The organism is Nocardia amamiensis NBRC 102102 (assembly GCF_001612745.1).
Lineage (GTDB): Bacteria > Actinomycetota > Actinomycetes > Mycobacteriales > Mycobacteriaceae > Nocardia > Nocardia amamiensis.
On sequence record NZ_BDBA01000193.1, the window covers coordinates 1 to 25,357 of the forward strand.

Genomic DNA, 25,357 nt, shown 5'->3' on the forward strand with positions numbered 1-25,357 from the left:
CGAACAGCGCCTCGGCGCAGGCGCCGCTGATACCACGATCGGGCTGGCCACGGCCGCCGCGTACACCGTCACCCAATTACCGGCCGCACTGGGCGTCGACTTGTTCATCCACCTCGCGAAGGCCGCCGAGACCCGCGCCTCGGCCACCAACTGGGAACGCCGCGAGCCCGGGCTTGCGGCGCACGCGAGGTGTGTCGACCGTGTCCGGCCCGCGCACCGGCCGAGGCCGCTGCCGCCGGGACCGGTTGAGCGCCAGGGAGACCGCAGTGGACTGGCGCAGGCGGCTGCCGCACCGGCGATCGGCATTCTCACCGCCGACCTCGACGCGGCCGCTACCGCCGTCACGGTCGCCGCGCCCAAAGCGGCACGCACCAGCCGGGAGTCGTTCGCCGCGACACTCTCGCGTGGCCTGGCCGACGGGCACGGCGTGCTGCCCGTGCGGCCCCGGGTGTTCCGGCGTCTCGACCGGGTCGACGCCGTGGTATTCGACCCTCGGGCATTGTGCTGCGACGACCTGCGAGTCGCGCGCATCCGCGACGTGCCCGAGCGCGAGCGGGCGGCGGTATGGGAGTGGGCACAGGACCAAGTGGACTGCGGCGTATTGCGATCCGGGTGGCAGCCGGTGCCACGGCTGGTGTCCGGCAATGGCAGCGGCAGCGCGGTGCTGGTGCGGTACGCGCATCATCCACTGGCGTCGGCAGTGCTCGGCGAAGTGCGCCGCAGCGGTGCCCAGGTGGTGTCGGTCGACGTCGATTCCCTCGACGACCTGCGCTCGTCCTTCGACGACATCGATCCGGTGCACGGGTCCCTCGACGAAGCGCTCGCCCGCACGGTGCACCGGTTGCAGCGGGATGGCCGTACGGTCGCGGTGGTGTCCAGTTCCGCGCCACAGGCGCTGGCCGACGCCGACGTCGCGATCGGTATCGCCGCGGGCGGGCCGCCACCGTGGCACGCCGACCTGCTCGTCGACGACCTGGACAGCGTGTGGCGGATCGTGCACGCGCTGCCCGCAGCTCGGCGAGCCAGTGAACGCGGTGTCGAAATCGCCACCGGTGCTTCCCTTTTGGGCGCGCTGCTGATGATTCCCGGAGTGCGCGACCGCGGCTTGGCTCCGGTCACCGCAGGGGCCGCCGCGGGCGCATGGACGGGATATCGGCTCGCGCGTGGAGCACTCGGGGCGGCACCGCCGCCTGCCGCGAGTGCGCACGAGTGGCACGCCATGTCCGTCGAACAGGTGGGTCGCGTGCTGCCGCCGCCGCAACCCGCCCGAGCCCGCAAGCGCTCGCGGCTGGTAGCGGCCGCCCGCCCGGTGCACTCGGTCATCGATCCGGTGCGGCAGGCGGTGTGGGATTTCGCCGGCGCGATGCGCGACGAACTGTCCGACCCGCTGATCCCGGTGCTGGCGGTGGGATCAGCGGCCAGCGCGGTTCTTGGCTCGCCCGTCGACGCGATCCTGGTCGGGTCGGTGCTCGCCGGGAACGCGGCCCTGGCGGCGACCCAGCGGATCCGGTCCGAACGGCTGCTGCGGCGACTGCTCGCCGCGCAGGACCCACCGGCTCGCAAACTGGTCGGCGCCGATCGCTACGCGACGGTCCATGCCGCCGACTTGCGCCCCGGTGACGTCATCGAGGTGCGGCCGGGTGAAGTAGTGCCCGCCGACGCGCGACTCATCCGCGTGCTGGACGTGGAAATCGACGAGTCGTCGTTGACGGGTGAGTCGCTGCCGGTGTCCAAGCAGGTCGGCGCCACGCCGGCCGCGCCCGTCGCCGAGCGGGCTTGCCTGCTTTTCGCCACCACCACGGTGGTCGCGGGCACCGCGGTCGCGATCGTCACCGGCGTCGGTGAGCAGACGCAGGCGCACCGTGCCACCGCCGCCACGCATCCAGACGGCTCGGCCGCCGGCTTGCAGACCCAGCTGAAAGATCTGACGAACAAGTCGTGGCCGTTCAGCCTGGTCGGCGGGGGACTGGTTACCGCGCTCGGGCTGCTGCGGCGCACCGGTCTGCGGCAGGCCGTCAGCAGTGGTGTGGCCGTCAGCGTGGCCGCCGTTCCGGAAGGGCTGCCGTTGGTCGCGACGCTGGCTCAGCAGGCCTCGGCGCGGCGACTGACCCGCGCGGGCGCGCTGGTGCGTACTCCGCGATCAGTCGAGGCGCTCGGCCGTGTCGACGTGGTGTGCTTCGACAAGACCGGGACGCTCAGCGAGAACCGGCTACGGGTGACCAGGGTGCATGCCGCGACCGGGTTGTCCGACGACGATGTGCTCATCCACGCCGTGCGGGCCACACCGCTCGCCAACGGGGAGTCGCACGAACACGCAACCGATCGCGCGGTCGCGGAGGCCGGGCGACACCTGGACCGCGGCGAGTCGGCGGCGCATTTGCCGTTCCGGTCCGGTCGCCCGTTCTCGGCGTCCGTGTGCGGCGAACACTTGTCCATCAAGGGTGCGCCGGAGGTGGTGCTCGCCGCGTGCGCGGACGCCGACGAGGCGGTGCAGCGGCAGGTGCGCAAGATGGCGGCCGAGGGGCTGCGGGTGATCGCCGTTGCCACACGGCGGCTTTCGCCGTCGCAGGCCCGATCGGTACGTGACGACGCGGACGTCTTCGCCGAATCATGCGGGGACGGACTGCATTTCGCCGGATTGCTCGGCCTGTCGGACACCCCGCGCGCGGCCGCGGCCGAGGTGCTGGCCGAGCTGGCCGACCGTGGCATCGGGGTGCGGCTGATCACCGGCGACCATCCCGTGACCGCCACCGCGATCGCCGCGGCGGTGGGCATGCCCATCGACGACGATGAGGTGATCAGCGGGCCTGAATGGGAGGCGCTGTCCCGGCACGAACAGGAGCAGGCGGTGCAGCGCCGGTGGGTGTTCGCCCGGATGTCACCGGAGCACAAGGTGCAGGTCGTCGAGACGATCCAGCGGCTCGGTCATGTGTGCGCGATGGTCGGCGACGGCTCCAACGACGCGGCGGCCATCCGCACCGCGACGGTCGGCATCGGCGTGGCCGCGCGCGGCAGCGACCCGGCGCGCGTCGCGGCGGACGTCATGCTGCTCGACGGGCGGATCCGTTCGCTGCTGGACGCCCTCGACGAAGGCAGGCAACTGTGGCGGCGGGTGCAGGCGGCCGTGGCCGTGCTGCTCGGCGGCAACGCGGGTGAGGTGGCTTTCGCGATCGCCGGTACGGTGCTCACCGGCCGGGCGCCGTTGAACACCCGCCAATTGCTGCTGGTCAACGTTCTGACCGATGCGCTGCCTGCCGCGGCCCTCGCGGTCAGCCCGCCTAGTGCCCGGCTGCGTTATACCGGCCGGGGGCCCGACCGAGCCGCGTTGTGGCGGACGGTGGCGGTGCGCGGTACGACGACCGCCTCGGCCGCGATGGTCGCGTGGGTGTTGGGGAGGCTGACCGGCCGGCGGCGGCGCGCGTCGACGGTGGCGCTGGTGGCGTTGGTCGCGACGCAGTTGGGGCAGACGCTCATCGATTCGCACAGCCCGCTCGTGGTGGGCACCGCGGTCGGCTCACTGGTGGTACTCGGTGCGCTGATCAGCACGCCGGGGCTGAGCCAACTGCTCGGCAGCACCCCGCTGGGTCCGGTCGGCTGGTGCCAAGCATTGTCGACGGCCGCCGTGGCGACCGCCGTCGCCGCCGTCGCTCCGCGGCTGTTCACCGCGGGCGGTCGGCAACAGGATGATCAGTCGACGATCTCGATGACCCCGAGGCGCCACAGCACCGCGTACACCTCGCGCAACGGCACGGTCAGTACCTGCGTCAGCGCGCCCGTCAACGGATCCGAGTCGACCCCTGCACCAGTTGTCATCACAACAGACACCGTGCGGACGTCAGGAGTCGAAGTCTCGAATACATCATGACCGGGAGGCAACAAATGGCCGAAAAATTGCAGACCAGCCATCGAGAGGCCGTCGATCGGGTGGTGGCTGCGCATGGTTTCGCGGTGGACCTGCCGGTGGTCGGGCGGGTGCGCATTCCTCGGCCCGAGCACTTGGCGTATTACGGTGCGCTCGGTGCGCTGGCCGCGGCGGAGATCATCGAATGGCCAGTCGCGGTGGTCCTCGCGGCCGGTCATTGGCTGGTGGAGAACGAGCACAATCGCGTCGCCCAGGAAATCGGCGAGGCCTTCGAAGACGCTTAGACGGCAAGGGACAGCACTGCCGCGGTGATCGCCACCGTGGTTTCGATGACGGCGCCGAGGACGTCACCGGAGAGTCCGCCGAAGCGCCGGGCACAGTGCCGGACGAGGATGGTCGAGGCCCCGACGCCGATGACGACAGCGAGCGGACCGAGCCACAGGCGGTCGGGGACGGCGAGAACCGCGAGGCCGCTGGCGGCCGCGAACCAGAGTGCCGGGGCGAGCGCCGATTGGGTATTCGCGACCAGAACGCCGAACCCCGTGCCAGGGGCGGCGGCGATACCCCGGCAGGCGAGTACGACGGCGACGCGGCCGGTCGCCACCGCGATGGCCACCGCGAACCAGCGGCCCGCATCAGCCAATGCCGCGAACGAAAACGCTTGCACCCCAATGGTGAACACGATTCCGGCGACACCGAACGGTCCGGCCCCGCCGCTCTTCATGATCTGCCTGGCTCGCTCCGGCGGCCCGTAGCTGCCGAGCCCGTCCATGGTGTCGGCGAGCCCGTCGAGATGCATGCCCCTTGTGATCAGCGCCAGCGCACCGACCACCAGCAACCCGGCCAGCGCGGCACTCGCACCGGCCCAGGTGAACAGCCAGAGCAGTCCCGCTGCCCAACTCCCGATCAGCGCACCCACCACCGGCGCCAGCAGAATCGCCTGCCGCGCGAGCGCCCGGTCGACCTCGTTCGGCCCCCGCACCGGCAGCACCGTGAGCCACGAGATCGCCAACCGAGTTCCGTTCATGCCGAACCTCGTGCGGGAGTGCAGGCGTGGCTCAGGTCGCCGAAACCCCGTCCACATACTGGCTTCGCCGCGGAAATCGCTGCGTCAGCGATTCGGTGCGCTGTCGCAGGCTGGCGGTCCAGGTCCGAGCGCCGGTACGCCTCGTCATGTGGTGTCGCCGGGGGAACGGCGAGCCGGGATTGTGGGGGAGCGGACGACCGGCCTGGATCGAACCTCCGGTGCCGCTCGGTTTTTTCCAACCGGCCGCGCCGGATTGCGAGCGCGGTAGTCGGATGAGAAGGCCACGCCGACTGTCGCCGAGTGGGGCCCGCGCCCGGCTTCGACGAGCGGAAGTCGGCAGCTTGGCTGGGCCTCCGGATTGCGAGCGAGGTAGTCGGATGAGGATGCCACGCCGACTGTCGTCGAGTGGGGGCCGCGCCCGGCTTCGACGAGCGGAAGTCGGCAGCTTGGCTGGGCCCCGGAGACCTCACTTGCGCAGGTCCGGCGCGGGGCCGGCCGTTTTGGGCTCGGCGGGTTCGGAGTCGGCCGGTTCGGGGACTGCGGGCTCGAGGCCAGCGGGTTCGGTGCCGGCCGGTTCGGCGCCGGCCGTTTCGGGGTCGGCGGGTGCGTGGTCGGCCGGTTCGGACTCGGCCGTGCTGACACCGGCTTCGGCGAAGGTGGACATGTCGGCGAGGGTCGCCACGGCCGAGCGGAGGATGGGCAGGGCGGTGAGGGCGCCGGAGCCTTCGCCGAGCCGCATGCCCAGATCGATCAGGGGTTCAAGGCGCAGGTGGCGCAACGCGAGGGCGTGCGCCGGTTCGGTGGAGCGGTGGCCGGCCAGCCACCAGGCGCTCGCGCCCGCGGCGAGGTCTTCGGCGACCATGGCCGCTGCCGCGACGACCACGCCGTCGAGAATGACCGGTGTGCGCCGGGTGGCTGCCTGAGCAAGGAAAGCGGCCATGGCCGCGAAGTCGGCGCCCGCCGCGATGCGGAGGAGTTCGACCGGGTCTTTCACCACCGGGCGGGCGCGGCGCATCGCGTCGCGAATGGCGGCGACCTTGCGGATCCATCCCGCGTCGTCGACTCCGGTGCCGCGGCCTACCGCGGCCACCGGTTCGGTATTGGTGAGGGTGGCGATGAGCACGGTGGCCGGGGTGGTGTTGCCGATGCCCATGTCGCCCACGATCAGCAGGTCGGCGCCCGCGTCGATCTCCTCGTCGGCGATGGCCCGGCCCGCGGCGATGGCCGAGTGGACTTCCTCGTCGGTGAGCGCGTCCTCGCGATCGATCGCCCCGCTGGAGCGGCGCACCTTGTGCTTCGACACCTGCGGGTCGGTGTCGGCGTCGACGGAGATGTCCGCGACCCGCACTGTCGCACCCGCCACCGCCGCGAGCGCGTTCACCGCGGCGCCGCCACCCGAGAAGTTGGCCACCATCTGCGCGGTGACCTCGCTCGGATACGCCGACACCCCGTGCCGCGCGATGCCATGATCCCCGGCGAACACCACGACACGGGCGCGCTCGAACTGCTTCGGCGGACACACGCCCTGGCACGCCGCCACCCAGTTGCCGAGCTCCTCCAATCGGCCCAGCGCCCCACCCGGTTTGGTCAGCTGCGCCTGCCGCTGCTCGGCGGCCGCACGAAACTGTGCGTCCGGAGGCGCTACCGGGGCGAATCCGTGCGTCACTATCGAGCCTTTCCGGTCATGGCGGTTCCCGCCGACTACGCCGCCCAATCTTGCCATTGCCCATCGCCGTCTCCGGCTGGACGGCACACGGCGAACCGACTCGCTCCTGTCTCCCGGACGTGGCAGCCGAGGGTTGCTTGCAAGGGTTCGCGCGGGGCGAGCGACTCGCCCTGTCTCCTGGGTGTGGCAGCCGAGGGTTGCTTGCAAGGTTTGCGCGGGCGAGCGGCCGTCGACACCAGCGCCCCCGATCGGTACAGCTGGCGGGCACGTCGAAGAATGAGCAGTCCTTCGGCGCGCGGGGCGGGCTGATAGTACGAACGACGGCGTGCTGAGCTCCCCGCCCAACTGTGCCAGGTACTCGCCGCAAGGCAGGTGGTCGGCGGTGAAGGGCGTGCCTACGCCGAATCGGGCTATTTCAGGCGGAGGGGAAGACCAGCGACAACGAAGTAGGCTTCGTCGCACACCTGGGCAAGGCGTTGATTGAGGAGGCCTATCTCGTCGCGGAACAGGCGGCCGGAGCGAGTCGCGGGAATGACGCCCATGCCGACCTCCGGCGTCACGATCACGAGGGTGCCCTGGTAGGCGGCGACCGCCGCGACGACGGCGTCGGTGTCGGGGGAGATGGTGCCGCGCGGCGCCTCCCACGCGTCGCGCGCATCGATGCGTGCGGTCAGCCAGGTTCCGATGTCGTCGATGAGCGTGACCGACGATGGGCTTGTGGATTCGGCGAGAACCGTTGCCGGATCAGCACTTTCGACAGTCGACCAGCTCGCGGGCCGTTGGCCGCGGTGCTGGGCGATTCGGTCGGCGAAATCGTGGTCGTCCGGGTCGGGCACCGCGGTGGCGAGATAGCGCACGGTCTGGCCGCCCTCGCCCGCGAGTTTCTCGGCGAATGCCGATTTCCCGGACCGCGCACCACCGAGGACGAGGATGCGGCGCGGCTCGGCGGCCGGGAAACCATGCGACACGCCTGGCACCGTATCAATCGAATAGCAAGGTCAGTCGACCCCAAGGGTGACTTCCGTGGATTTGATCAGGACCGTGACCGGGGAACCGTCGGCGAGTTGGAGGTCGTCGGCGGCGTCGCGGGTGATCGAGGAGGTGATCTCATCACCGCCGTTCAGGCGGACGCGGACGACCGCCATCGCCTCGCCGCGGGTGACCGAGACGACTGTTCCATTCAGTTGGTTACGTGTGGATAGTCGCATGCCCGCGATCCTACGTAGCGGGGGTGCTGATTCATCGGAGGTTCGGGCCACCGGTGTCGGCGGGCGACATCCTGCCGTAGTCCTGCTTCGTCAGATGGGGTTGCCGTGGTGGGCGATGCGATGTCGCGGAGATCCTGGTCGACGGCTCCACTGTGCGGTTGGCGTCGCAGCAGAAGCGAGAGGGGCACGGCAGCGTGCCAGCCGGATGCGCTGTGGATGTCTGCGCAGCGCCTCCTGCGTCGCGGTCGCCTCTGCGCCGGTGTCGGCCGGAGCGGGTTGCGTTGTGGATGTCTGCGCAGCGCCTCCTGCGTCGCGGTCGCCTCTGCACCGGTGTCAGCCGGAGCGGGTTGCCGCTGTGGAATGTGCCTGCGGTCCTCCGGGCGCTCAGGCTGATGGCTCGGCCGCGGTATCCGTGCTCCTGCCGAAGCGGCGGCGGTACTCTGTGGGGGCGATGCCGACCAAGCGTTGGAAGTGGTGGCGCAGGAGGGCGCCGGAGCCGAAGCCGGAGCGGGTGGCGATGTGTTCCAGGCCGAGGCTGGTTTCCTCGAGCAGTTGTTTGGCGAGCAGGACGCGCTGGTTGGTGAGCCATTTCACCGGGGTGGTTCCGGTCTCGGCGGCGAAGCGGCGGGCGAAGGTGCGGGTGGACATAGTGGCGCGGGCGGCCAGTTCCTCGACGGTGTGTGGCAGGTCGAGATGTTCGTTCATCCACTCCAGGATCGGGATGAGGCTGTCGGAGGTGCACGCGGCGACCGGGCGTTCGATGAACTGACGCTGCCCGCCGTCGCGCTGCGGCGGCACCACCATGCGCCGCGCGATCGCGTTGGCGACGCCGCTGCCGAGCTCGCGCCGCACCAAGTGCAGGCAGGCATCGATGCCCGCAGCGGTGCCCGCGCTGGTGATCAGATCGCCCTCGTCGACGAACAGCACGTCCGGGTCGACGGTGGCCTCCGGGTACTCGGCGGCGAGTTTGTCCACGTAACGCCAGTGCGTGGTGCACTTGCGTCCGTCGAGCAACCCGGCCGCCCCCGCCAGGAAGGCCCCCGAGCAGACGGTGAGCACCGTCGCACCCGCGGCCGCCGCGTCACGGACGGCCGCGACGACCCGCGGATCGAATCCGCCGTCGGCAGCAGCGGCCGCGATGGCGACCAGATCGGCCTTGGCCAGCTCCGCGAGCCCGTACTCCGGCGTGACGGTGATCCCCGGACTGGTGGAACTCAGCGGGATCCCGGGCTCGGCGCCACATACCCGGAAATCGAAGCCGGGTAGTCCGTCGGCGGTGCGGTCGAGGCCGAAAACCTCACAGATGACCCCGAATTCGAACATGGCCATCCGCTCGGACAGCACCACCGCGACCTTTGACAGCATGCCCGTCAGTCTACTGGCCGTATTTTTGCGAACATTGTCTGTACGGCCACTTTCGGCGGTAAATCACTGACCGCAAAATTACTGCCATGGTTGCTTTCCTTGTTTCCCTGGCGGTCATCGTGGCCGTCGCCGCACTGATCGCCCACAGCACGGGCCGCGCGGGCTCCTCCGATGTCATCGATCGCGACGCCGAGCGGGTCCGGTCCGAACTTGCGGCGATGGTCGGCCGCACCGCCCACCACCGCTGAACGCGCGGCCCGCTTACAGCACAACCCGTCCGATCGAGTGAGTGCGTGCGGACTACACGCAACGTTTCGCGCTGCGATGGTCGTCGTGCCCAGGACCTGCGGAGACCGAGCGGTGATCACGTCGGAACGCGTCCGAATCCCTGATCAGCCGGGCGGACGCTGACCAGCCGGTTGGGCTATCTGACACCGGGCCTACACGGTGGTCCGAACCGCAGTCGTGGTCACCGCCGCAGAAAGTGCGGACGCGGCGCCGCGAAGCTACACAGGTCGCCGAGGCCGAGTCGCGGTCGTCGTCACCGCCACAGAACGGTGCGCACGCGGCGCCGCGAAGCTACACAGTGTCGCCTGGGCGAGTCGCGGTCGTGGTCATCGCCACAGAACGGTGCGCACGCGGCGCCGCGAAACAACGTAGATCGCCGGGGCCGAGTCGCGGTCGTGGTCACCGCCGCAGAAGGTGCGGACGCGGGGCCGCGAAACTACACACTGTCGCCGGGACCGACCCGCGGCTTCGGCGCACGCATCTTGCGGATCTGCGAGGCGCGCACGAAGGCGTACCAGCCCAGCCGGTAGCCGGTGTCGGTGGCGTCCGGGAACCGCTCCTTGACCCGGTTGTTCACGACCCGGCCGAGCAGGACGCCCTCGATGGCCATGAACAACATCATCACCAGCATGGCCAGCGTGACGACGGTCTGCAGCGCGGGGGCGACGAACATCGACAGGATCAGCACCAGCGCCATCGGCATGAACAAGCCGACCAGGTTGCGCCGGGCGTCGACGATGTCGCGGACGAACGCCCGCACCGGCCCGCGGTCGCGCGGCAACAGATACTTGTCCTCGCCCGCGAGCATGCGGGCGCGCCGGTCCTGGGCGGCGGCGCGCCGTTCGGCCGAGGCCGCCTTGCGCTCCTCCTTACTGCCACGCACGGCCTTGCGCCGTGCGCGGGCCTCCTTCGCGGTAAGCGGAGCGGGTGCTACCGGGCCGCGGCGCTTGCCTTGCGCGTCACGGCGTTTCGGTGTGGGACGGCCTTTGCCTGCGGTAGCAGTCGGCGCCTTGCTGGTAATACCTGCGGCCGAGCCGCCGTCCGTGACCACCGTCGATTCGGCGGTCGCGTCGGTGGTGCTGGACTCGCCGCGACGGAACAATTTCACAGCGACCAGGCTATTCGATGTGCTGCGCGGCGAGAAATGCGGTCCGATTCGCCGGGAGTGTGCGGGGTCACGGAGGTTGCGTGCCGTATCGAGCCGGGTGGTGGCAAGATGGGGGAATAGCAGCCAGCCGAGTGGTGTTGACCGACACGACCCGTGCGCTGTTCACGGGTTGACCACAGGTTCCTCGAGGAGAGTTCATGACTGTGCAGAACGAGACCGCCACCCACGGTGTGACTCTGACCGACGCCGCCGCGGCGAAGGCGAAGGCACTGCTGGACCAGGAGGGTCGCGACGACCTGGCGCTGCGCATCGCGGTGCAGCCGGGTGGTTGCGCCGGCCTGCGCTACCAGCTGTTCTTCGACGACCGTTCGCTGGACGGCGACCTGACCGTCGACTTCGGTGGGGTCACGTTGGCCGTCGACCGGATGAGCGCTCCGTACGTGCAGGGCGCCGCGATCGACTTCGTCGACACCATCGAGAAGCAGGGCTTCACCATCGACAACCCGAACGCCACCGGCTCCTGCGCCTGCGGCGACTCCTTCAACTGACCGAACTCCCGGCGCGGCCGCGCGCCGGGAGCAAACTCGCCGGGAACGCCCGAAACCGAGGCGGCACCGAAGGCGGGACCTGAACGCAAATTCCACGCCGCTCGACGGGTATGGCCTGAGTGCCCAGAGAGGCGGGGATGATCGGCTACGGTGAAAAAGGACTCGCGTCACGACTGGAATCAGGACGCGAGTCCGGTCTTGACCGCCTGCCGCCTACCGTTGAAGGGCTCAGCCACGTGTCCATCGCCGTTTCCGCGTCCATTGCGACCGACCACCTCATGCGTTTCCCCGGACGGTTCGCCGACGTACTACTGGCCGATCAGCTCGACCATGTATCGCTGAGCTTCCTCGTCGACGATCTGCAGATCCGGCGCGGCGGCGTCGGCGGCAACATCGCCTACGCCATGGGGCTGCTCAACCGCACGCCCCTGCTGGTCGGCGCCGTTGGCGCGGATTTCGCCGAGTACCGGGCGTGGCTGGAATCGCGTGGGGTGGACTGCTCCGCCGTGCTGATCTCCGATCGCGCGCACACCGCCCGCTTCGTGTGCACCACCGACGACGACATGGCCCAGATCGCGTCGTTCTACCCGGGTGCGATGAGCGAGGCCCGCGACATCTCCATCGCCGAGCTCGCCGAGACGCGGGAACTCGACCTGGTCCTGGTCGGCGCCAACGACCCCGAGGCGATGCTGCGCCACACCGCGGAGTGCAGGGAGCTCGGCATCCCGTTCGCCGCCGATCCATCCCAGCAGCTGGCCCGCCTGGACGGCGACCAGTCCGTGCAGCTGATCGACGGCGCCGCATACCTTTTCACCAATAAATACGAGTGGGCGCTGCTGCTGCAGAAGACCGGCCTGAGCGAGGAAGAGGTCGCGCAGAAGGTCGGTATCCGCGTCACCACGCTCGGCCCGGACGGGGTGCGGATCGTCGACGCCGACGGCACCGAGGTGACCGTCGGCGTGGTGCCCGAGTTCGAGAAGGTCGAGCCGACCGGCGTCGGCGACGCGTTCCGCGCGGGCTTCCTCACCGGCCACACCGCCGGGCTCAGCCTGGAACGCGCCGCGCAGCTCGGCTCGCTGATCGCCGTGCTGGTACTGGAGACCATGGGCACCCAGGAGTGGGCGCTGAACAAGGACGACGCGCTGGAGCGCCTCACCAAGGCGTACGGCGCCGAGGCCGCCGCCGAGATCAAGCCCCTGCTCTAGGCGGTCTGTTCCGCCTCTGGCGGCTATTCAGGCCGTACCAGTCGCTGAGGCGGGGTTACGCGTCGCTTGTTGCGCTGACCATCCTGAGGTGACTCGTCGTCGACTACGGCGGCGAGTCACCTCTGGGTGACCTCGAGTTGCGTTATCGGCTCGGCGCGGTCGCCTACTTACATCGAGACCGGGTACACCGGCTCCTGGATCTCCGGCTTGATTCGTTCTTCGACGAAGATGCCGTGCCACACCATGAACACCAGCAGCGTCCACAGCCTGCGGCTGTGATCGGCGTTACCGGCCCGGTGGGCGACCAGCATCTCGCTGATCGCGGGCTTGTTCAGCAGATGGTCGGTCTGCGACTCGGCGATCTGCTGCTGCGCCCAGTCGTAGAGTTCCGTGCCGCGCAACCAGTGCCGCAGCGGAACCGGGAAGCCCAGCTTGGCGCGGTGCAGCACGTGCGGCGGGACGATGCCCTCCAGCGCCTGCCGCAGCGCGTACTTGGTGGTCTCCTTGGTGATCTTCTGGTCGAACGGCAGCCCCTCGGCCACCTTCAGCACCTCGGCGTCCAGGAACGGAACGCGCAGCTCCAGCGAGTTGGCCATGGTCATCTTGTCCGCCTTGACCAGGATGTCGCCGCGCAGCCAGGTGAACAGGTCCAGGTGCTGCATGCGCGCGACCGGGTCCCAGCCGTGCGACTGGGCGTACAGCGGCGCGGTGACGTCCTGGTGGGTCCATTCGGGCCGGAACTCGCGCAGCACGGCGCGCAGCTGGGCGTCGTTGAAGCTGCGGGCGTTGCCGTAGTAGCGCTCCTCCAAGGTGAGCGAGCCACGGTGCAGCAGGCTCTTGCCCCTGGTGCCTTCCGGGATCCGGTCCGAAAGCTTGCCCGCCAGCTTGCGCAGCCCGCGGGGCAGTTTCTCGAAAGGCTTCAGCGACAAGGGTTCCCGGTAGATCGTGTAGCCACCGAACAGCTCGTCGGCGCCCTCACCGGAGAGCACCACCTTGACGTGCTTGCGGGCCTCCTTGGCGACGAAGTACAGCGGGACCAGCGCCGGGTCGGCGACCGGGTCGTCCAGATACCAGACGATCTCGGGAATCGCCTGGGCGAACTCGGCGGGGGAGACCACCTTGACGACGTGCCGCGCGCCGATCGCCTCGGCGCTCTCGGCGGCCACGTCGACCTCGGAGTAGCCCTCGCGTTCGAACCCGGTGGTGAAGGTGATCAGCTTCGGGTTGTGTCGCATGGCCAGCGCGGCGACCGCCGTGGAGTCGATGCCGCCGGACAGGAACGAGCCGACGGTCACATCGGCGCGCATGTGCTTGGCGACGGAGTCCTCGAGCGCCTCGGCGATCTCCCGGTAGCGCGCGTCCGCGGAGCCGGGGGCGAACGGACGCACCGGGAACTTCGGCGTGAAGTACCGGGTGATCGCCGGCGCGGCACCCGGCCGAACGGTGGCGTAGCTGCCCGATTCGAGCCTGCGCACGTCCTTGTGCAGCGTCTCCGGCTCCGGCACGTATTGCAGCACCGTGTAGTGCTCCAGCGCCCGCGGGTCCAGCGCGTCGCTCAGCTCCAGCGCGGGCAGCAGTTCCAGCAGGCTCTTCTTCTCGCTGCCGAACGCCGTTCCGCCCGGCCCGGTGGCCAGGAACAGCGGCTTGATGCCGAACGGGTCGCGGGCGAGGAACAGCTCCTTGGTCTCGGTATCCCAGATCGCGAAGGCGAACATGCCGCGCAGCCGCCGCACCGCCTCCGGTCCCCAGTAGTGGAAGGCCGCGACGATCGCCTCGCTGTCGCCCTCGGTCTGGAAGATCTTGCCGTCCGGGAACTCGGCGGCGTGCGCCTCGGCGATCTCCGCGCGCAGCTCCAGGTAGTTGTAGATCTCGCCGTTGAAGGTGAGCGCGTAGCGCTCCGGCTGCTCGGGCGGGCCCCAGCGCAGCGGCTGGTGGGAGTGCTCGATATCGATGATCGACAGGCGGTTGAAGCCGAAGATCAGGCGCTCGTCGTGCCAGGTGCCGCGCTCGTCCGGGCCGCGGTGGCGCACGCAGTGCAAGGCTTCGTAGACCTGCTCCACCGTGCCAGGTGCTGCCTCGTCAGATGCCAGGAATCCGAGCAGTCCACACACGGCGTCGGCAACCTCGTTTCTCGCAGTCGGGATACGCGCGCACCGGACGGAGCGCGGGGGTGAAATCTACTGCCCGAGTATGCCGCACACACCGCATCCGCGCGTCGTGCGCACCAGGTCCCGGCCGGAAGCGCTGGTGACGGTGATCCAGCCGGCCTCGGTGAGGTGTCGAAGCCGACCCGACGACAAACGGGGCGTCCGTTTGGTCTACGCTGCGTAGTACTCAGGTCTCTCTCAGGCGACCCGCGTGTGAACGCGCAGGCCCGGAGGGTGTCCTGAAACGAGCTTAGGACGTATCGTCGGGGCCCATCGCAGCCCCGGCGATGCACTGTCGGAATGTGTGGCGACCAGGAAGGCGTGAGCGTGGCGCACAAGGCGAGCGAAGAGATCGGGGCACGACCCGTGAAGGGTCGGCGGTATTCACCCGCCCCGCCGGCTCCGCCGGCCGACCATCCCCCAAGCCGCATCCTTCGGCGGGCCGGGCTGGCGGTGTCCTTGGGGATCACCGCGCTGCTCGTCTCGGGCTGCTCGATCGACAATGTTTGGCTGCGGTTCGGCTGGCCCTCGGGTGTCACGCCGCAGGCCACCCGGATGCGGGAACTGTGGACCTGGTCGGTCATCGCCGCGCTGGCGATGGGCGTGCTGGTCTGGGGCCTGACCTTCTGGACCGTCGCCTTCCACCGCAAGAAGGCGGACTCGCCGGAGTTCCCGCGCCAGACCGGCTACAACGTGCCGCTGGAGCTCACCTACACGGCGATCCCGTTCGTCATCATCGCCGTGCTGTTCTACTTCACCGTGGTCGTGCAGAACTACGTGCACGAGAAGGTGAGCAACCCCGACGTCACCGTCGACGTGACCGCATTCCAATGGAACTGGAAGTTCGGCTACCGCAACGTCGACTTCAAGGACGGCTACAAGTACGACGGCATCGACACCACGCGCGAGGCGCTGAACCAGGAACAGCTCGAGGCGTACGAGGAGCGGACCAGGAACGGTCACCCGGCGCCGGGCCCGGTGCACGGCAAGCCGGAGAACGACATCCTGTCCTACCTGCACTACGACAAGGTCGAGACGATCGGCTCCAGCAGCGAGATCCCGGTCCTGGTGCTGCCCACCGGCAAGGTCATCGAGTTCCAGATCGCCGCCGCGGACGTGATCCACGCCTTCTGGGTGCCGGAGTTCCTGTTCAAGCGCGACGTGATGCCGAACCCGAAGGAGAACAACTCCGACAACGTCTTCCAGATCACCAAGATCGAGAAGGAAGGCGCGTTCGTCGGCCGCTGCGCCGAGATGTGCGGCACCTTCCACTCGATGATGAACTTCGAGGTCCGTGCCGTGTCGCCGGAGAAGTTCACCAAGTACCTGGACGCGCGCCAGGCGGGCAAGACCAATGCCGAGGCGCTCGAGTCCATCGGTGAGTCCCCCGTCGCCACCTCCACTGAGCCGTTCAACACCAAGCGTGACGTCAAGAGCGCGGCCCCGGCCGAGAGCAAGTGAGGAATTGATCTGACATGAAGATCGAAGCGCGGATTTTCGAACTGCTCACGGTGTTCTTCATCATCGTGGCGGTGGTCTACGGCTTCTTCACCGCCCAGTCGCGCACCGGCGTCGAGTGGGCGGGCACCACGGCCACGGTGCTGACCGCGGGCCTCTCGCTGATCATCGGCACCTACTTCCGCTTCGTCGCACGCCGCCTCGACCTGCGCCCGGAGGACTACGAGGACGCCGAGATCGTGGACGGCGCCGGCGACCTCGGCTTCTTCTCGCCCGGCAGTTTCTGGCCCATCACCCTGGCCGCCGCCGGTTCGGTGACCGCCATCGGCCTGGCGTTCTTCCAGTTCTGGCTGATCGGCATCGGCGTGGTCTGCGTCCTGGCCGCCGCCGCTGGGCTGGTGTTCGAGTACTACCTCGGGCCGGAGAAGCACTGATCCGTGAACTACTGAAACGGCCCCACCAGAAGTCCTGGTGGGGCCGTTTCGTGTGTGCGGTGCGCGGGTTTGCGCCGATCACAGTGGTGAGGGCCGATTGAGCAACGGCATGATCAGGGCGGCCCTCGTCCAGGTCCTCAATGATCTGAAACGGCTGACCAGTAGGGGAGCCGAGGACCTCGCGGACACCATCAGCCCCGGCGCAGCCGACTTGGTCCGGGAGGTTGCCGACGCCCATTCGCACGGCGACGTGGATGGCAGGCTCGCGATCCGACGCGAATGGTCCTCGGCAGGTAGCGATGCCGGTCCCGGGCAGAATCTGTGCCCTCCACCGCCGGACCGAGCGACGTTGACCCGAGCCAGAGAGGATTTCGAAGCCGAACTGAGGCAACGATTCGGTGAGAATGGACCGACCGACGAGGAATTGAATGACTTCATAGCAAAGAGGTGGCTGACCCGGCTCGAGCAATACGCTTTGATCGACAGGAGAATCGACGAAACAGCGGCTGCGCTGGGCCGAGACAGCGCTGAGGTGCGTGAGCAGATGCGGCGAGAACTGAAGGCCGCGCTCGACGGGAAGCCGATCGCTATCCGTGTCCGCGACGACAGTCTTATGGCCATCCTCGAGGAGGGGCGAATCAGGGGATCACGCAACCCGGTCGGCCATCGCGCCCAGGCCGAAGCCGAGTGGTTCGGCCCACACGTCCACGAGAACCCACCCGTCTACGGATACATTGCCGTGGACGGTGTGCGCCCATCACAAGTTGGCACCATCGATGCACTGTCCGAGCTCGACTACGGTGACAATCAGATCTTCCTGAAGCCAGAAGTGCGGTCACGAACGACCATCACGTTCGGTGACTCGCTGGTGGAGATGGAGCGGTCGATACCCTCCCCGCTGGACAGCCCGTCGGAGTATTCCTATGGCGTCGGAGTGCACGATATCCCTCCGATCGACCGCGACTATCTCGGAGCGGATTTTCGCGCCAATCATTTCATCGAAGCCCAGATGTTCGATGTCACAACCGCAGACATCGATTTCATTGGGCTGCACCGGCCACCCGGTGAAGAATTGCGACAGGCGCTGGACCAGTCCGGGGTAAATTGGCGGGTTCTCGACAATCAGACGATCGCGGCGGAGGGCAGCGCCGCCGAACGAGCAGCCGCAATCGAACGGACGAGTCAGGACTTGGAATATCTTCGCCGTCCAAGTCCCTTTGTGCGCTCGGAGGCTGAACGCCTGCAAGCCGCGCTGTCGGCCGACCTTCGTGCACTGAACGGGTCCACCGCAGGTGACTGACCGGTCGCTACGTGCAGGAAGTGTTGCTGAAACCAGCTGCCATGGTGAGCCCGTACCCGAATATCATGACAAGAATCCCGGCGCCGGCCAGGATCAGTCGAATATGGCCGATCCGCCTGCGATCGCACCACAGGCGGACCCATAGGAAGATTCCGATCGCCAGCATGATCCCGGCACTGCCGATCGAAAAGGCCTGGGCAGCAATAATGTCCGTTCCGCGCGCTGCTGTTTCGAAACGATAGGCTGAGGCAGTGAACATGCGGCGTTCGGTCTTCTCGGCGGGCCGCGGCAATTCGGCGATGCCGCTGATGGGGTGGTCGGGAACAACGACGCGGTTACTCCCCCCGCAGTGATCACTGTTCTGGACGAGGAAGTAACCAGTCAGGTAGATGGCCGGTCCGATGAAGATCGAGCTCAGAATGTATATAAGGGCGACCAAGACCGGGCGGTTCCGCAACTTCACCGGGCATATCCTAGGGCTGACGTGTGAGGGCGGGTTCCCATCACGAGCTGCATTCGGGGCGGATCTCGCCCGGTACCGATCGCCGAGGTAGCGACCGCTCGCAGGACGTCATGCTCGGCTATCCGATTTGCGGTACAACCAGATTCGGAAGACGACGGGTTCCCGCAGTCAGTTCGAAGGACAGATCGCCGTATCCGAGTGAGAGTTCGGCGAGTTGCTGCCATACGTAGTGGATTTGCGGCTGCTGTGGGCCGTGGTTCAGCGCGGTGTGGGGCAAGCACCGAGTACCGCGCGAGGCGGTCGACCACCGCGCCCACCGTCTCGGTGTGCATGTATGCCGCGCCCGATGCCTGCGGCAGCGCGGACGCGACCCAGCGGTCTATGTATCGACTCAGCCTCGCGCGATGGAGGTCGATTTCCTGCCGTGCCGGATACGGGGTGTCCAAGCGTGCTTCGTGGAGCGAGGCAAGTTCATACGCCGTCTCGAGGACCGGGTGAGGGTGCCGAATATTGCCGGTGCACGCTTCGAGCACAAAGCCTTTCGAAGGCAGGAGTGGTCTGGTCTCCTTCACCGCTCGCTCCCTCCGCCGGATGGGCGGCGCATGTCCTGTGCCAGGGCGCTGAGCCCGTCGAGAACCTGTTGAAATGTCTGGGCTTTCGGCATGCCGTCCGGACGTGGTCCGTGGTCATGGTCGACGGCGGGAAAGGCGATCCCGCGCAGGTATGCCCGTTCCCGTGGGCTCAATTCCGGCGGCTTGACGCGCCCGTAGTGGACGAGAGTGCAGTACGCGACCCACTTCCATGCACAGCGATCAATCCGGCAAGCGCGATGCCGCTGCATTTGCCGGTGCGCCAACTCGATCTCGGCGAGGCCGCAGACGCTCGGCGGGGTGACGAGAGTGATTTCGCTCATCAGGCTGCCCCGATCCCGATACCGGAAGCCGACCGCGCCCAAGTACCTTGCGGGGAAACAGTTTCCAGGTCATAGCCTTCGTCGCAGATCAACGCGGGCTGGTTGTTCACGTGTTCCAGATCGAACACAACGATTGTTTCGGCGCCGAGACCGGCGGCCATGCCGAGCGTATACCGGATCGGATCGTGCTCGTCGGCGGGCGGCCGGACCGTGTACACGTACTGGTAGCCCAGCGTACGGGCATGCCGCTGCACCTCGTCGGCGTGACGCGGGGCGTGCAGTCCGGACACGTCACCGCGCACGAACCCTATGGCCTTGGGCCGCGCAGCCGTTGGCGGCGCAATGATGTCGGTGGGTGGTGGTTCGATGATGTTGGTGTAGGTCATGGTTCCCTCTGAACTGGATCGATGGGTTGGTTCGTTGATCGTCCGGGCAACGGCACTCAACGTGCTAAGCCTGCTGACCTGGTTCGTGGGGCGGCAGACAAAGAACGAGGGCCATAGCTGAAGTTGTTGTCGCTCCGGCTAGTTCGGCGTCTTCTGCGGGCTCCGAACTTGCGTTGTCGCTCGAACGTCATGACCAAGCACACCACCAGTGACCAATCGGATTCAGGGAAATCGGATGTCCGGTAGTAATTCATCCGAATCCGCACGTAGGTATCCGACAGTGCGATAGAACTGATCCAATTTCGTGTGTGATCTGATCCGATTTCGCGGTGAAGGGGAGGCCATGACCAGCGGCATTGACGACGACACCACCGACGCCGGACCGAGCTCGACGCTGCCGAGGCGCCAACTCGGTCGCTTTCTGCGTGAGTCTCGGGATGCGAGCGGGTTCACGCTCGCCGCTGCGGCGAAGCTGGTCGACCTATCGCCACCCGCTCTGCAACGCATTGAAACCGGCCAAACTCAGAAGGTCCGTAAGCAAGACGTTCGCGCTCTATGCGAGCTCTTCGGCGTCAGCTCGGAAGACATCCAGCGAGCGATTGACCTGGCGGCTCTTGCCAAGACGCAGAGTTGGTATCACGCCTACGGAGGTCTGTACTCCACCGCGTTCAACATGTACCTCGGACTGGAAGCTGCTGCACGACAGCTGGTCACGTACCACGAACACGTCCCTGGACTGTTGCAAACCGCTGACTATGCCCGCGCCGTCATTGGCGCATACCCCGGATTCAATGACCGCGACGACATCGACCGGCGTGTCGAGCTCCGGCTCAAGCGGCAAGCCATCGTCACCCGCAAAGTGAACCCGGTCGTGCTGGTAGTGCTACTTCATGAGTCGGCGCTGTACCGCGTGGTCGGTAGCCGAAAGGTCATGGTGGCTCAGCTTCGGCACCTGGCCGAGATCTCCAAGTTGCCCAACGTTGTGTTGCGGATAGTTCCCTACGGCGCGGGGCTGGTCTGGGGTATGCCGCACGGTTCGTTCACTCTTTTGGAGTTCGACACGAACGCAAAAGGCGATCCTGTTGAACCGCCGATTGTCTACATGGAGGGAGGGCCGACCCAGTCGGTATACCTGGAGAAGCCGGATGAGGTACGGCTATATAGTGATCTTGCTTCGGACATTCGGAGCACATCGCTGGACGACAGGCAGACCCGGGAGCTGATTCGCCGGGTGATAAAGGAGTATGAGCGTGACCAGCATTGACCTATCTGAAGCCGAGTGGTTCAAGAGCAGCTACAGCGGGAGTCAGGGCGATTGTGTCGAGGTAGCGTTCCTGCCTGAGGGTGGTGTCGGCGTTCGTGATTCGAAGAACCTGACCGGTCCTGCCCTGGTCTTCACCCCCGGCGAGTGGAATGCCTTCACGTCGGGTGTCGTCGCTGGCGAGTTCCATCGCCCCGCCTGACAAAGGAACTCGAGCGTGACCATCTTCGACCTATCCAGTGCCGAGTGGTTCAAGAGCAGCTACAGCGAGACAGGGGGCCAGTGTGTAGAAGTTGCGTGGCTGCCACGCGGCGAGATCGGCGTCCGTGACTCCAAGAACCTGATTGGTCCGGCGCTGGTGTTCACCCCAGGCGAGTGGGACGCTTTCACCGCAGGCATGAACGACGGCGAGTTCGACCGGCCCTGACGATCGCATCGGTGGAACCGCGTAATTCGCTGCGTTGGATGGTGAGGGTACGAACATGAGTTCCGATATGTCCGAAGCGGTTTGGTTCAAGAGCAGCTACAGCGGCAGCCAGACCGACTGCGTCGAAGTGGCGTGGCTTGACGGCGGCCGGGTCGGCGTCCGGGATTCGAAGAACCCGACCGGCCCGGCGTTGCTGTTTGCCCCGAGCGAGTGGAATGCCCTCACAGCAAGCGTCATCGACGGCGCGTTCGTTGAGCGTGCCACTGGGGACGGGTCTGCCTGAGGTGGGCGGGCGTCTGCTTTCGGCTGAGGAAGCCGCAGAGCTCTGGACGGCATGGATTCCCGCCGAGGTCGCGGAACGAATGTCGAGTGTCACGGTCCCGTGGTGTATAGCGGCTGGGTGGGCGCTCGATCTCTTCACCGGAGGCGGCGCCCGGCAACACGATGATCTCGAAATCGCCGTGCCACAACAGAGTTTCAGCGAGGTTGCCGCCGCTTTCCCTGGCTTCGAGTGGGACGTTGTCGGCGACGGCCGAGTCTGGCCGTTTCCAGCACAGGCGGCAAACCATCATCAGACATGGCTACGCGACCCCGCGACCGGGCGCTATCGCCTCGACGTGTTCCGTGAACCGCATGTCGGCGATCGATGGGTGTGCCGCCGCGACCCGTCGATCACCCTGCCGTACGACGAACTGATTCTCCACACCAGCGACGGCATTCCCTACATAACTCCGGAGGTCGCGCTCCTGTTCAAGGCAAAAGCACGCCGCGACAAGGACGAAGCCGACTTCCGGCGTGTGCTACCCGCGATGGACCGATCGCAGAGATCCCGGCTATCCGATTGGCTGTCTCGCGTTCACCCCGGCCACCCGTGGCTCGAGGAAACCTCGAGTGCTTGACGCATCAGCTGTCCGAGGTGGTTCGCCAGCCGTTTCGTCCGATGATGTCCAAGACGAGACCAGCGATATTCCAGGCGTCGTCCTCGCCACGATGGTGACGGCCCTCCAAGGGCAGCCCGGCAATGCGGAGTGCGCTCGCCATGCCCTGGCGGCGGCTCAGTCCGTACGCCTCGGAAAACACCTGCTTCGCATTCGTATGGCGCTGTCCGAAGGGATATTCGACATCGAGGGCAGCGCACTGCCGTTCGAACTGTTTACGGTCGTAGTCGCCCCAGCTGGCCCACGGCCGAACTCCGGCCTGGTGCTCGCTCGCGAGGAGGCGGCACGCGTCGGCGAACACCATACCGGTGTCGACTTCGGCCTGGGTGAGTCCGGTGAGTTCGGTGCAGAACTCGCTGACCGTGGAGCGGGTCGGCCGAACCAGGATGCGATGCTTGGCAATCCGAGCGCGTGCATCGAGATCGATAACGGTCAAGCCGATTTCGATGATCTCGCTGACCGCGCCTGCGGGCACCATGCTCTCCCAGCACGTCGCCTCGACATCAATCACATTCAGTAGCCCGGAATTGCCGTTCATGTGCCGAGCGTATGGAGTGAAGCATCGGGCACTCGAGGCGGTTTCTGCGTCAAGTGAACAGATGGGCGTGTTCGGCGGCCCAGTCGTGTATCGCCGAGCAGATCTCGCCGGAACGGGATGGTGGTCATCCACCGTCGATGGAACTGGCGGAGTCCCGTGCGGCGCGGGGTGAGACACGCCTGATATCAAGGTGCAGGTGGAACGGAAGAAGTTGCTGGAGCCGACTCTGACGGAGTTGCCGCACGGGCCGCATGGCCTTGCTCGTGATCTGGTGACCGGGTCGCAGCGGCAGCGGCTGTTGTACGGGGTGACGGTTGTCGTCGCGGATCGCGGCTACCTCGCTGTGACGATCGCGGATATCGCTGCGGCGGCGAAGGTTTCGCGTCGGACGTTCTACCAGCACTTCGCGGATAAGGAAGCGTGCTTCCTCGCTGCGGCCGATGCGGGTCGGGATCTGATGATCGAGCATCTCGAGCGTGTGATGAGGCAGGTGTTCGCCGAACCGGTGGAGCCGCTCGATGCTCTGCGGCGCGGCATTCGCGAGTATCTCACCCTGTTGCGTGACGAACCGTCGTTCGCCCGCTCGTTCTATCTGGAGACTGCTGTGGCCGGGGCGCGTGCGATCGAGTCGTTCGGCCAGTGCCAACGCTGGTTTGCCGGATTCATTCGGAAATGGCGTGAAGCGGCAGGCCCCGTCGATCCATCGGTGCCGGATGACGCGTATCTGGCGGTGACCGATGCGACCAACGAGGCCGTCCGCCGAACCCTGCGCGCCGGAGGTGACTTGCTCGAGCTCGAGGGCACCGTGCTGTACATCCACCGCGCGCTGCTCGGGCTGGCAACGCCCGCCGACTAGGGCACGACTTTGTCGCCTGGCCCGGTGAGGTCGCAGGACGTATCGTCGCTGGTGTTGCCGCCTTCGGAGACAATCCTCGCGAACACCTTCGCGCAGTTGGCCCGAGCAATGCCGGAGGTGTTCCCCGTGATGGTGGAGTTCCGCAATATCACGGTGCCCACCGGAACATTGACCACGTCTGTCACCTGGCGCGGGAGGGTGTCGAGGTAGGCGGGCGCCACGTTGATGCCGCCGCCCGCGTCCGAGGCGCTGTTTCCGGTGATGGTCGCGCGATCGAAGGTCACCACGCCCCGGCCCCGGACGTCCACGCCGCCGCCGCGTCCGGCGAATCCGCCTGGGCGGTACCACACTCCGGGATTGACCACGCGGTTGTCGGAGATCGTCGAGTCGGTGAAGGTGCAGGTGTTATCGCATCGCACGCCGCCCGCCTCGCCGGATGTGTTGCCGGTGATGGTCGTATTTCTCGTCTGCAGGTCCGACCCGGGCACGTTGAAGATCCCGCCGCCGTACCCGGCGCTGTTGCCCCGGACCACGACATCATCGAGTACGAGGTTCGAGGAATTGGAAATTCCGCCGCCGCCGGTGTCGTAGTACGGAATCTCGTGTTGGGCGGTGACTCCGCCGGTCACGGTCAATCTGGTCAATGTCACGGGCGCGGAGATACTGAGCACCCGGTCGATCCCATTGGCATCCAGCACTGTCTGGTCGCGGCCCGCGCCACGCAACGTGGTCGGCGCACTGAGGTTCAGGTCTCCCGTGGTCGGATCTGGGTTGCGGCCCTGCACTTTCTGTGGGTCGGGAGGGATCGTCAAGATGTAGCGCCCCTCGGGCACCACGACTGTGCTCCCTGGCCGGGCATTGGCCGTCTGAATCGCGGCGCGCAGTGTGCAGGTGCCGGCGGCCGTACGGCATTGGCCGCTTTGTGGATCGGCCGCGACGCCGTCTGCCGTGCTGTTGACAGTGATCACCGTTGGAGAACCAGGTGCGTTGTCGGCGTAGGCCGCTGCGGGGAATCCGCCTGCGGATCCAACGATCAGGGCGGTGATGGCGACGGCGCGAGCCGCCGCGGGAGATGTACTCGTCCTCATGAAGTCTCTGATCCAATTCACGAACATGGAGTAAGGTACGCCCGCGTATTAGTGGGGTACGCAAGCGTCTACCACTATGTCGCAGAATGGTGCGCCTCGGAAGTGTTTCCGGGAATCCTTTTGGCAGTTATCGATTCGCCTCAGTCGGCCCGGCGTTGATCCACGTTCCCCGTGACACGGCGGAACGGCTTCACGAGTGTCGATCGTGTGCCGTGACACCGAGAGCGGTGAGGAAGGCGGTCGCGGCGGGCGGGCGACCGACGCGGCTCCAGATGACGTATTCGACGCGGGCCGGGGCGTCGGCGACCTCGATGGTGACTACGCCGTCGAGCTGGGGTGCGTAGGCGGAGGGGAGCATGGCCACGGCGAGGCCCGGCCGGACGAGTCGAGCGATGTAGTCCGCGGTGGTCACTTCGAAGGCGACGTCACGGTCGAGACCAGCGGCTGAGAAAGCTTGGTCGGATTGCATACGTCCGGCTGTCCCGGCTGGAAGGTCTACGAATACCTCGGAAGAAAGTGTGCGAAGGTCGACCGTTGGTCGGCCGGCGAGTGGATGATCCGGCGCGACGACGGCGACGAGTCGGTCTCGGGCGAGTTCGTGGGCGACGACACCGTGGGGTCGCGCTGTGGTCGGCAGCCCGAGGAAGGCCACGTCGAGGGCTCCCTGCTCGACCTGCGCGGTGAGGTCCTCGCTTGCTCCCACACGCAAGCTGATGCGCACATGCGGGTACTGCTGGCGGAAGTCGCCCAGCGCGCCCGGTATATCGACCGCGGCCACGGTAGGGATCAGGCCCACGGCGAGCCGTCCGCGTACTTCCCCGACGGCCGCGGCGACCTCGGCGGCCGCACGCTCGGCGGCGTCCAGGCACTG

Annotated in this window: 26 protein-coding genes and 3 pseudogenes; 14 read left to right on the top strand and 15 right to left on the bottom strand. The window is 67.2% G+C overall.

Features of this window, described 5'->3' with window-relative positions; translation table 11 throughout:
* A pseudogene (locus NA4_RS29560) lies at positions 1 to 3,844 on the top strand (cation-translocating P-type ATPase); the annotation flags it as partial.
* Here NA4_RS29560 and NA4_RS43805 read toward each other — a convergent pair.
* Positions 3,736 to 3,996, bottom strand: a pseudogene (locus NA4_RS43805) (hypothetical protein); the annotation flags it as partial. The pseudogenes NA4_RS29560 and NA4_RS43805 overlap by 109 nt on opposite strands.
* Between NA4_RS43805 and NA4_RS29565 the strand changes: the two are divergent.
* A complete protein-coding gene (locus NA4_RS29565) occupies positions 3,880 to 4,146 on the top strand; it encodes a hypothetical protein (protein WP_067477388.1) in 267 nt (88 codons plus the stop codon). The pseudogene NA4_RS43805 and the gene NA4_RS29565 sit on opposite strands and share 117 nt — an antisense overlap.
* Here the strand turns inward: NA4_RS29565 and NA4_RS29570 are convergent.
* From NA4_RS29570 to NA4_RS29590, 5 genes and pseudogenes are all read right to left on the bottom strand, one after another.
* The gene (locus tag NA4_RS29570; protein WP_067477391.1) at positions 4,143 to 4,889 is read right to left on the bottom strand and encodes an adenosylcobinamide-GDP ribazoletransferase; all 747 of its coding nucleotides are present in this window, start codon (positions 4,887 to 4,889) and stop codon (positions 4,143 to 4,145) included. The genes NA4_RS29565 and NA4_RS29570 overlap by 4 nt on opposite strands.
* Positions 4,890 to 5,499: 610 nt before the next feature.
* Positions 5,500 to 6,555 (bottom strand): annotated as a pseudogene (gene cobT, locus NA4_RS29575) (nicotinate-nucleotide--dimethylbenzimidazole phosphoribosyltransferase); the annotation flags it as partial.
* A 410-nt stretch (positions 6,556 to 6,965) separates the two neighbouring features.
* Positions 6,966 to 7,523: a bifunctional adenosylcobinamide kinase/adenosylcobinamide-phosphate guanylyltransferase gene (gene cobU / locus NA4_RS29580; RefSeq protein WP_174553015.1), complete on the bottom strand. Its 558-nt coding sequence runs from the start codon at positions 7,521 to 7,523 to the stop codon at positions 6,966 to 6,968.
* Between the two features lie 30 nt (positions 7,524 to 7,553).
* Positions 7,554 to 7,763, bottom strand: coding sequence for a TOBE domain-containing protein (locus tag NA4_RS29585; RefSeq protein ID WP_067477394.1), 210 nt, complete (start codon positions 7,761 to 7,763; stop codon positions 7,554 to 7,556).
* Between the two features lie 384 nt (positions 7,764 to 8,147).
* Positions 8,148 to 9,128 (bottom strand): helix-turn-helix domain-containing protein, encoded by a 981-nt coding sequence (locus NA4_RS29590; protein WP_067477397.1) that lies wholly within the window; start codon positions 9,126 to 9,128, stop codon positions 8,148 to 8,150.
* A gap of 86 nt (positions 9,129 to 9,214) precedes the next feature.
* Between NA4_RS29590 and NA4_RS40860 the strand changes: the two genes are divergently transcribed.
* Entirely contained in the window at positions 9,215 to 9,376 is a 162-nt protein-coding gene (locus NA4_RS40860) for a hypothetical protein (protein ID WP_157129381.1), read from the top strand.
* A gap of 476 nt (positions 9,377 to 9,852) precedes the next feature.
* On the opposite strand, the gene NA4_RS29595 is transcribed toward NA4_RS40860, so the two are convergent.
* Positions 9,853 to 10,524 carry a DUF3043 domain-containing protein gene (locus tag NA4_RS29595; RefSeq protein ID WP_067477400.1) on the bottom strand — a complete coding sequence of 224 codons (672 nt, stop codon included), beginning with the start codon at positions 10,522 to 10,524 and terminating at the stop codon, positions 9,853 to 9,855.
* A 197-nt stretch (positions 10,525 to 10,721) separates the two neighbouring features.
* Between NA4_RS29595 and NA4_RS29600 the strand changes: the two genes are divergently transcribed.
* Positions 10,722 to 11,072 carry a HesB/IscA family protein gene (locus NA4_RS29600; protein WP_067477403.1) on the top strand — a complete coding sequence of 117 codons (351 nt, stop codon included), beginning with the start codon at positions 10,722 to 10,724 and terminating at the stop codon, positions 11,070 to 11,072.
* Positions 11,073 to 11,308: 236 nt separating this feature from the next.
* A complete protein-coding gene (locus tag NA4_RS29605) occupies positions 11,309 to 12,277 on the top strand; it encodes a carbohydrate kinase family protein (protein WP_067477445.1) in 969 nt (322 codons plus the stop codon).
* Between the two features lie 167 nt (positions 12,278 to 12,444).
* Here the strand turns inward: NA4_RS29605 and asnB are convergent, their stop codons facing one another.
* A complete protein-coding gene (asnB, locus tag NA4_RS29610) occupies positions 12,445 to 14,388 on the bottom strand; it encodes an asparagine synthase (glutamine-hydrolyzing) (protein WP_067477406.1) in 1,944 nt (647 codons plus the stop codon).
* Between the two features lie 402 nt (positions 14,389 to 14,790).
* Between asnB and ctaC the strand changes: the two genes are divergently transcribed.
* From ctaC to NA4_RS29625, 3 genes are all read left to right on the top strand, one after another.
* Complete coding sequence (gene ctaC, locus NA4_RS29615; RefSeq protein WP_067477448.1) at positions 14,791 to 15,885, top strand: aa3-type cytochrome oxidase subunit II; 1,095 nt, start codon at positions 14,791 to 14,793, stop codon at positions 15,883 to 15,885.
* A gap of 14 nt (positions 15,886 to 15,899) precedes the next feature.
* Complete coding sequence (locus tag NA4_RS29620; RefSeq protein WP_067477409.1) at positions 15,900 to 16,316, top strand: cytochrome c oxidase subunit 4; 417 nt, start codon at positions 15,900 to 15,902, stop codon at positions 16,314 to 16,316.
* A 349-nt stretch (positions 16,317 to 16,665) separates the two neighbouring features.
* A complete protein-coding gene (locus NA4_RS29625) occupies positions 16,666 to 17,616 on the top strand; it encodes a hypothetical protein (protein WP_157129382.1) in 951 nt (316 codons plus the stop codon).
* A 7-nt stretch (positions 17,617 to 17,623) separates the two neighbouring features.
* Here NA4_RS29625 and NA4_RS29630 read toward each other — a convergent pair whose 3' ends face one another.
* The 4 genes from NA4_RS29630 to NA4_RS29640 are packed head-to-tail and all read right to left on the bottom strand — an operon-like array spanning position 17,624 to position 19,378.
* Positions 17,624 to 18,079 (bottom strand): hypothetical protein, encoded by a 456-nt coding sequence (locus NA4_RS29630; RefSeq protein ID WP_067477415.1) that lies wholly within the window; start codon positions 18,077 to 18,079, stop codon positions 17,624 to 17,626.
* Positions 18,076 to 18,651 carry a DUF4254 domain-containing protein gene (locus NA4_RS43810; RefSeq protein ID WP_169811144.1) on the bottom strand — a complete coding sequence of 192 codons (576 nt, stop codon included), beginning with the start codon at positions 18,649 to 18,651 and terminating at the stop codon, positions 18,076 to 18,078. The genes NA4_RS29630 and NA4_RS43810 overlap by 4 nt, the downstream gene beginning before the upstream one ends.
* A complete protein-coding gene (locus NA4_RS29635; RefSeq protein ID WP_067477418.1) occupies positions 18,648 to 18,992 on the bottom strand; it encodes a hypothetical protein in 345 nt (114 codons plus the stop codon). The genes NA4_RS43810 and NA4_RS29635 overlap by 4 nt, the downstream gene beginning before the upstream one ends.
* Entirely contained in the window at positions 18,992 to 19,378 is a 387-nt protein-coding gene (locus tag NA4_RS29640) for a hypothetical protein (protein ID WP_067477421.1), read from the bottom strand. Before NA4_RS29640 ends, NA4_RS29635 begins: the two co-directional genes overlap by 1 nt.
* 343 nt (positions 19,379 to 19,721) lie before the next feature.
* Here NA4_RS29640 and NA4_RS29645 point away from each other — a divergent pair, with 343 nt between their 5' ends.
* Genes NA4_RS29645 through NA4_RS29665 form a run of 5 tightly spaced genes read left to right on the top strand, consistent with a single transcriptional unit; the run spans position 19,722 to position 21,965 of the window.
* Entirely contained in the window at positions 19,722 to 20,642 is a 921-nt protein-coding gene (locus NA4_RS29645) for a helix-turn-helix domain-containing protein (protein ID WP_067477424.1), read from the top strand.
* The gene (locus tag NA4_RS39565; RefSeq protein ID WP_373862848.1) at positions 20,629 to 20,841 is read left to right on the top strand and encodes a DUF397 domain-containing protein; all 213 of its coding nucleotides are present in this window, start codon (positions 20,629 to 20,631) and stop codon (positions 20,839 to 20,841) included. The genes NA4_RS29645 and NA4_RS39565 overlap by 14 nt, the downstream gene beginning before the upstream one ends.
* A gap of 15 nt (positions 20,842 to 20,856) precedes the next feature.
* The gene (locus tag NA4_RS29655) at positions 20,857 to 21,066 is read left to right on the top strand and encodes a DUF397 domain-containing protein (protein WP_245671641.1); all 210 of its coding nucleotides are present in this window, start codon (positions 20,857 to 20,859) and stop codon (positions 21,064 to 21,066) included.
* A 55-nt stretch (positions 21,067 to 21,121) separates the two neighbouring features.
* The gene (locus tag NA4_RS29660; RefSeq protein ID WP_067477454.1) at positions 21,122 to 21,349 is read left to right on the top strand and encodes a DUF397 domain-containing protein; all 228 of its coding nucleotides are present in this window, start codon (positions 21,122 to 21,124) and stop codon (positions 21,347 to 21,349) included.
* Position 21,350: 1 nt separating this feature from the next.
* Positions 21,351 to 21,965 (top strand): nucleotidyltransferase domain-containing protein, encoded by a 615-nt coding sequence (locus NA4_RS29665; protein ID WP_373862849.1) that lies wholly within the window; start codon positions 21,351 to 21,353, stop codon positions 21,963 to 21,965.
* A 4-nt stretch (positions 21,966 to 21,969) separates the two neighbouring features.
* Here the strand turns inward: NA4_RS29665 and NA4_RS29670 are convergent, their stop codons facing one another.
* Positions 21,970 to 22,542, bottom strand: a complete 573-nt coding sequence (locus NA4_RS29670; protein ID WP_067477430.1) for a 3'-5' exonuclease — start codon at positions 22,540 to 22,542, stop codon at positions 21,970 to 21,972.
* A 196-nt stretch (positions 22,543 to 22,738) separates the two neighbouring features.
* Between NA4_RS29670 and NA4_RS29675 the strand changes: the two genes are divergently transcribed.
* Positions 22,739 to 23,398, top strand: a complete 660-nt coding sequence (locus NA4_RS29675) for a TetR/AcrR family transcriptional regulator (RefSeq protein WP_169811145.1) — start codon at positions 22,739 to 22,741, stop codon at positions 23,396 to 23,398.
* On the opposite strand, the gene NA4_RS29680 is transcribed toward NA4_RS29675, so the two are convergent.
* Both NA4_RS29680 and NA4_RS29685 read right to left on the bottom strand, forming a co-directional pair.
* Positions 23,395 to 24,486: a CSLREA domain-containing protein gene (locus NA4_RS29680; protein WP_169811146.1), complete on the bottom strand. Its 1,092-nt coding sequence runs from the start codon at positions 24,484 to 24,486 to the stop codon at positions 23,395 to 23,397. The two genes, NA4_RS29675 and NA4_RS29680, sit on opposite strands and share 4 nt — an antisense overlap.
* Before the next feature lie 190 nt (positions 24,487 to 24,676).
* On the bottom strand, positions 24,677 to 25,357 hold a 681-nt coding region (locus tag NA4_RS29685), incomplete at its 5' end, for a LysR substrate-binding domain-containing protein (protein ID WP_067477439.1).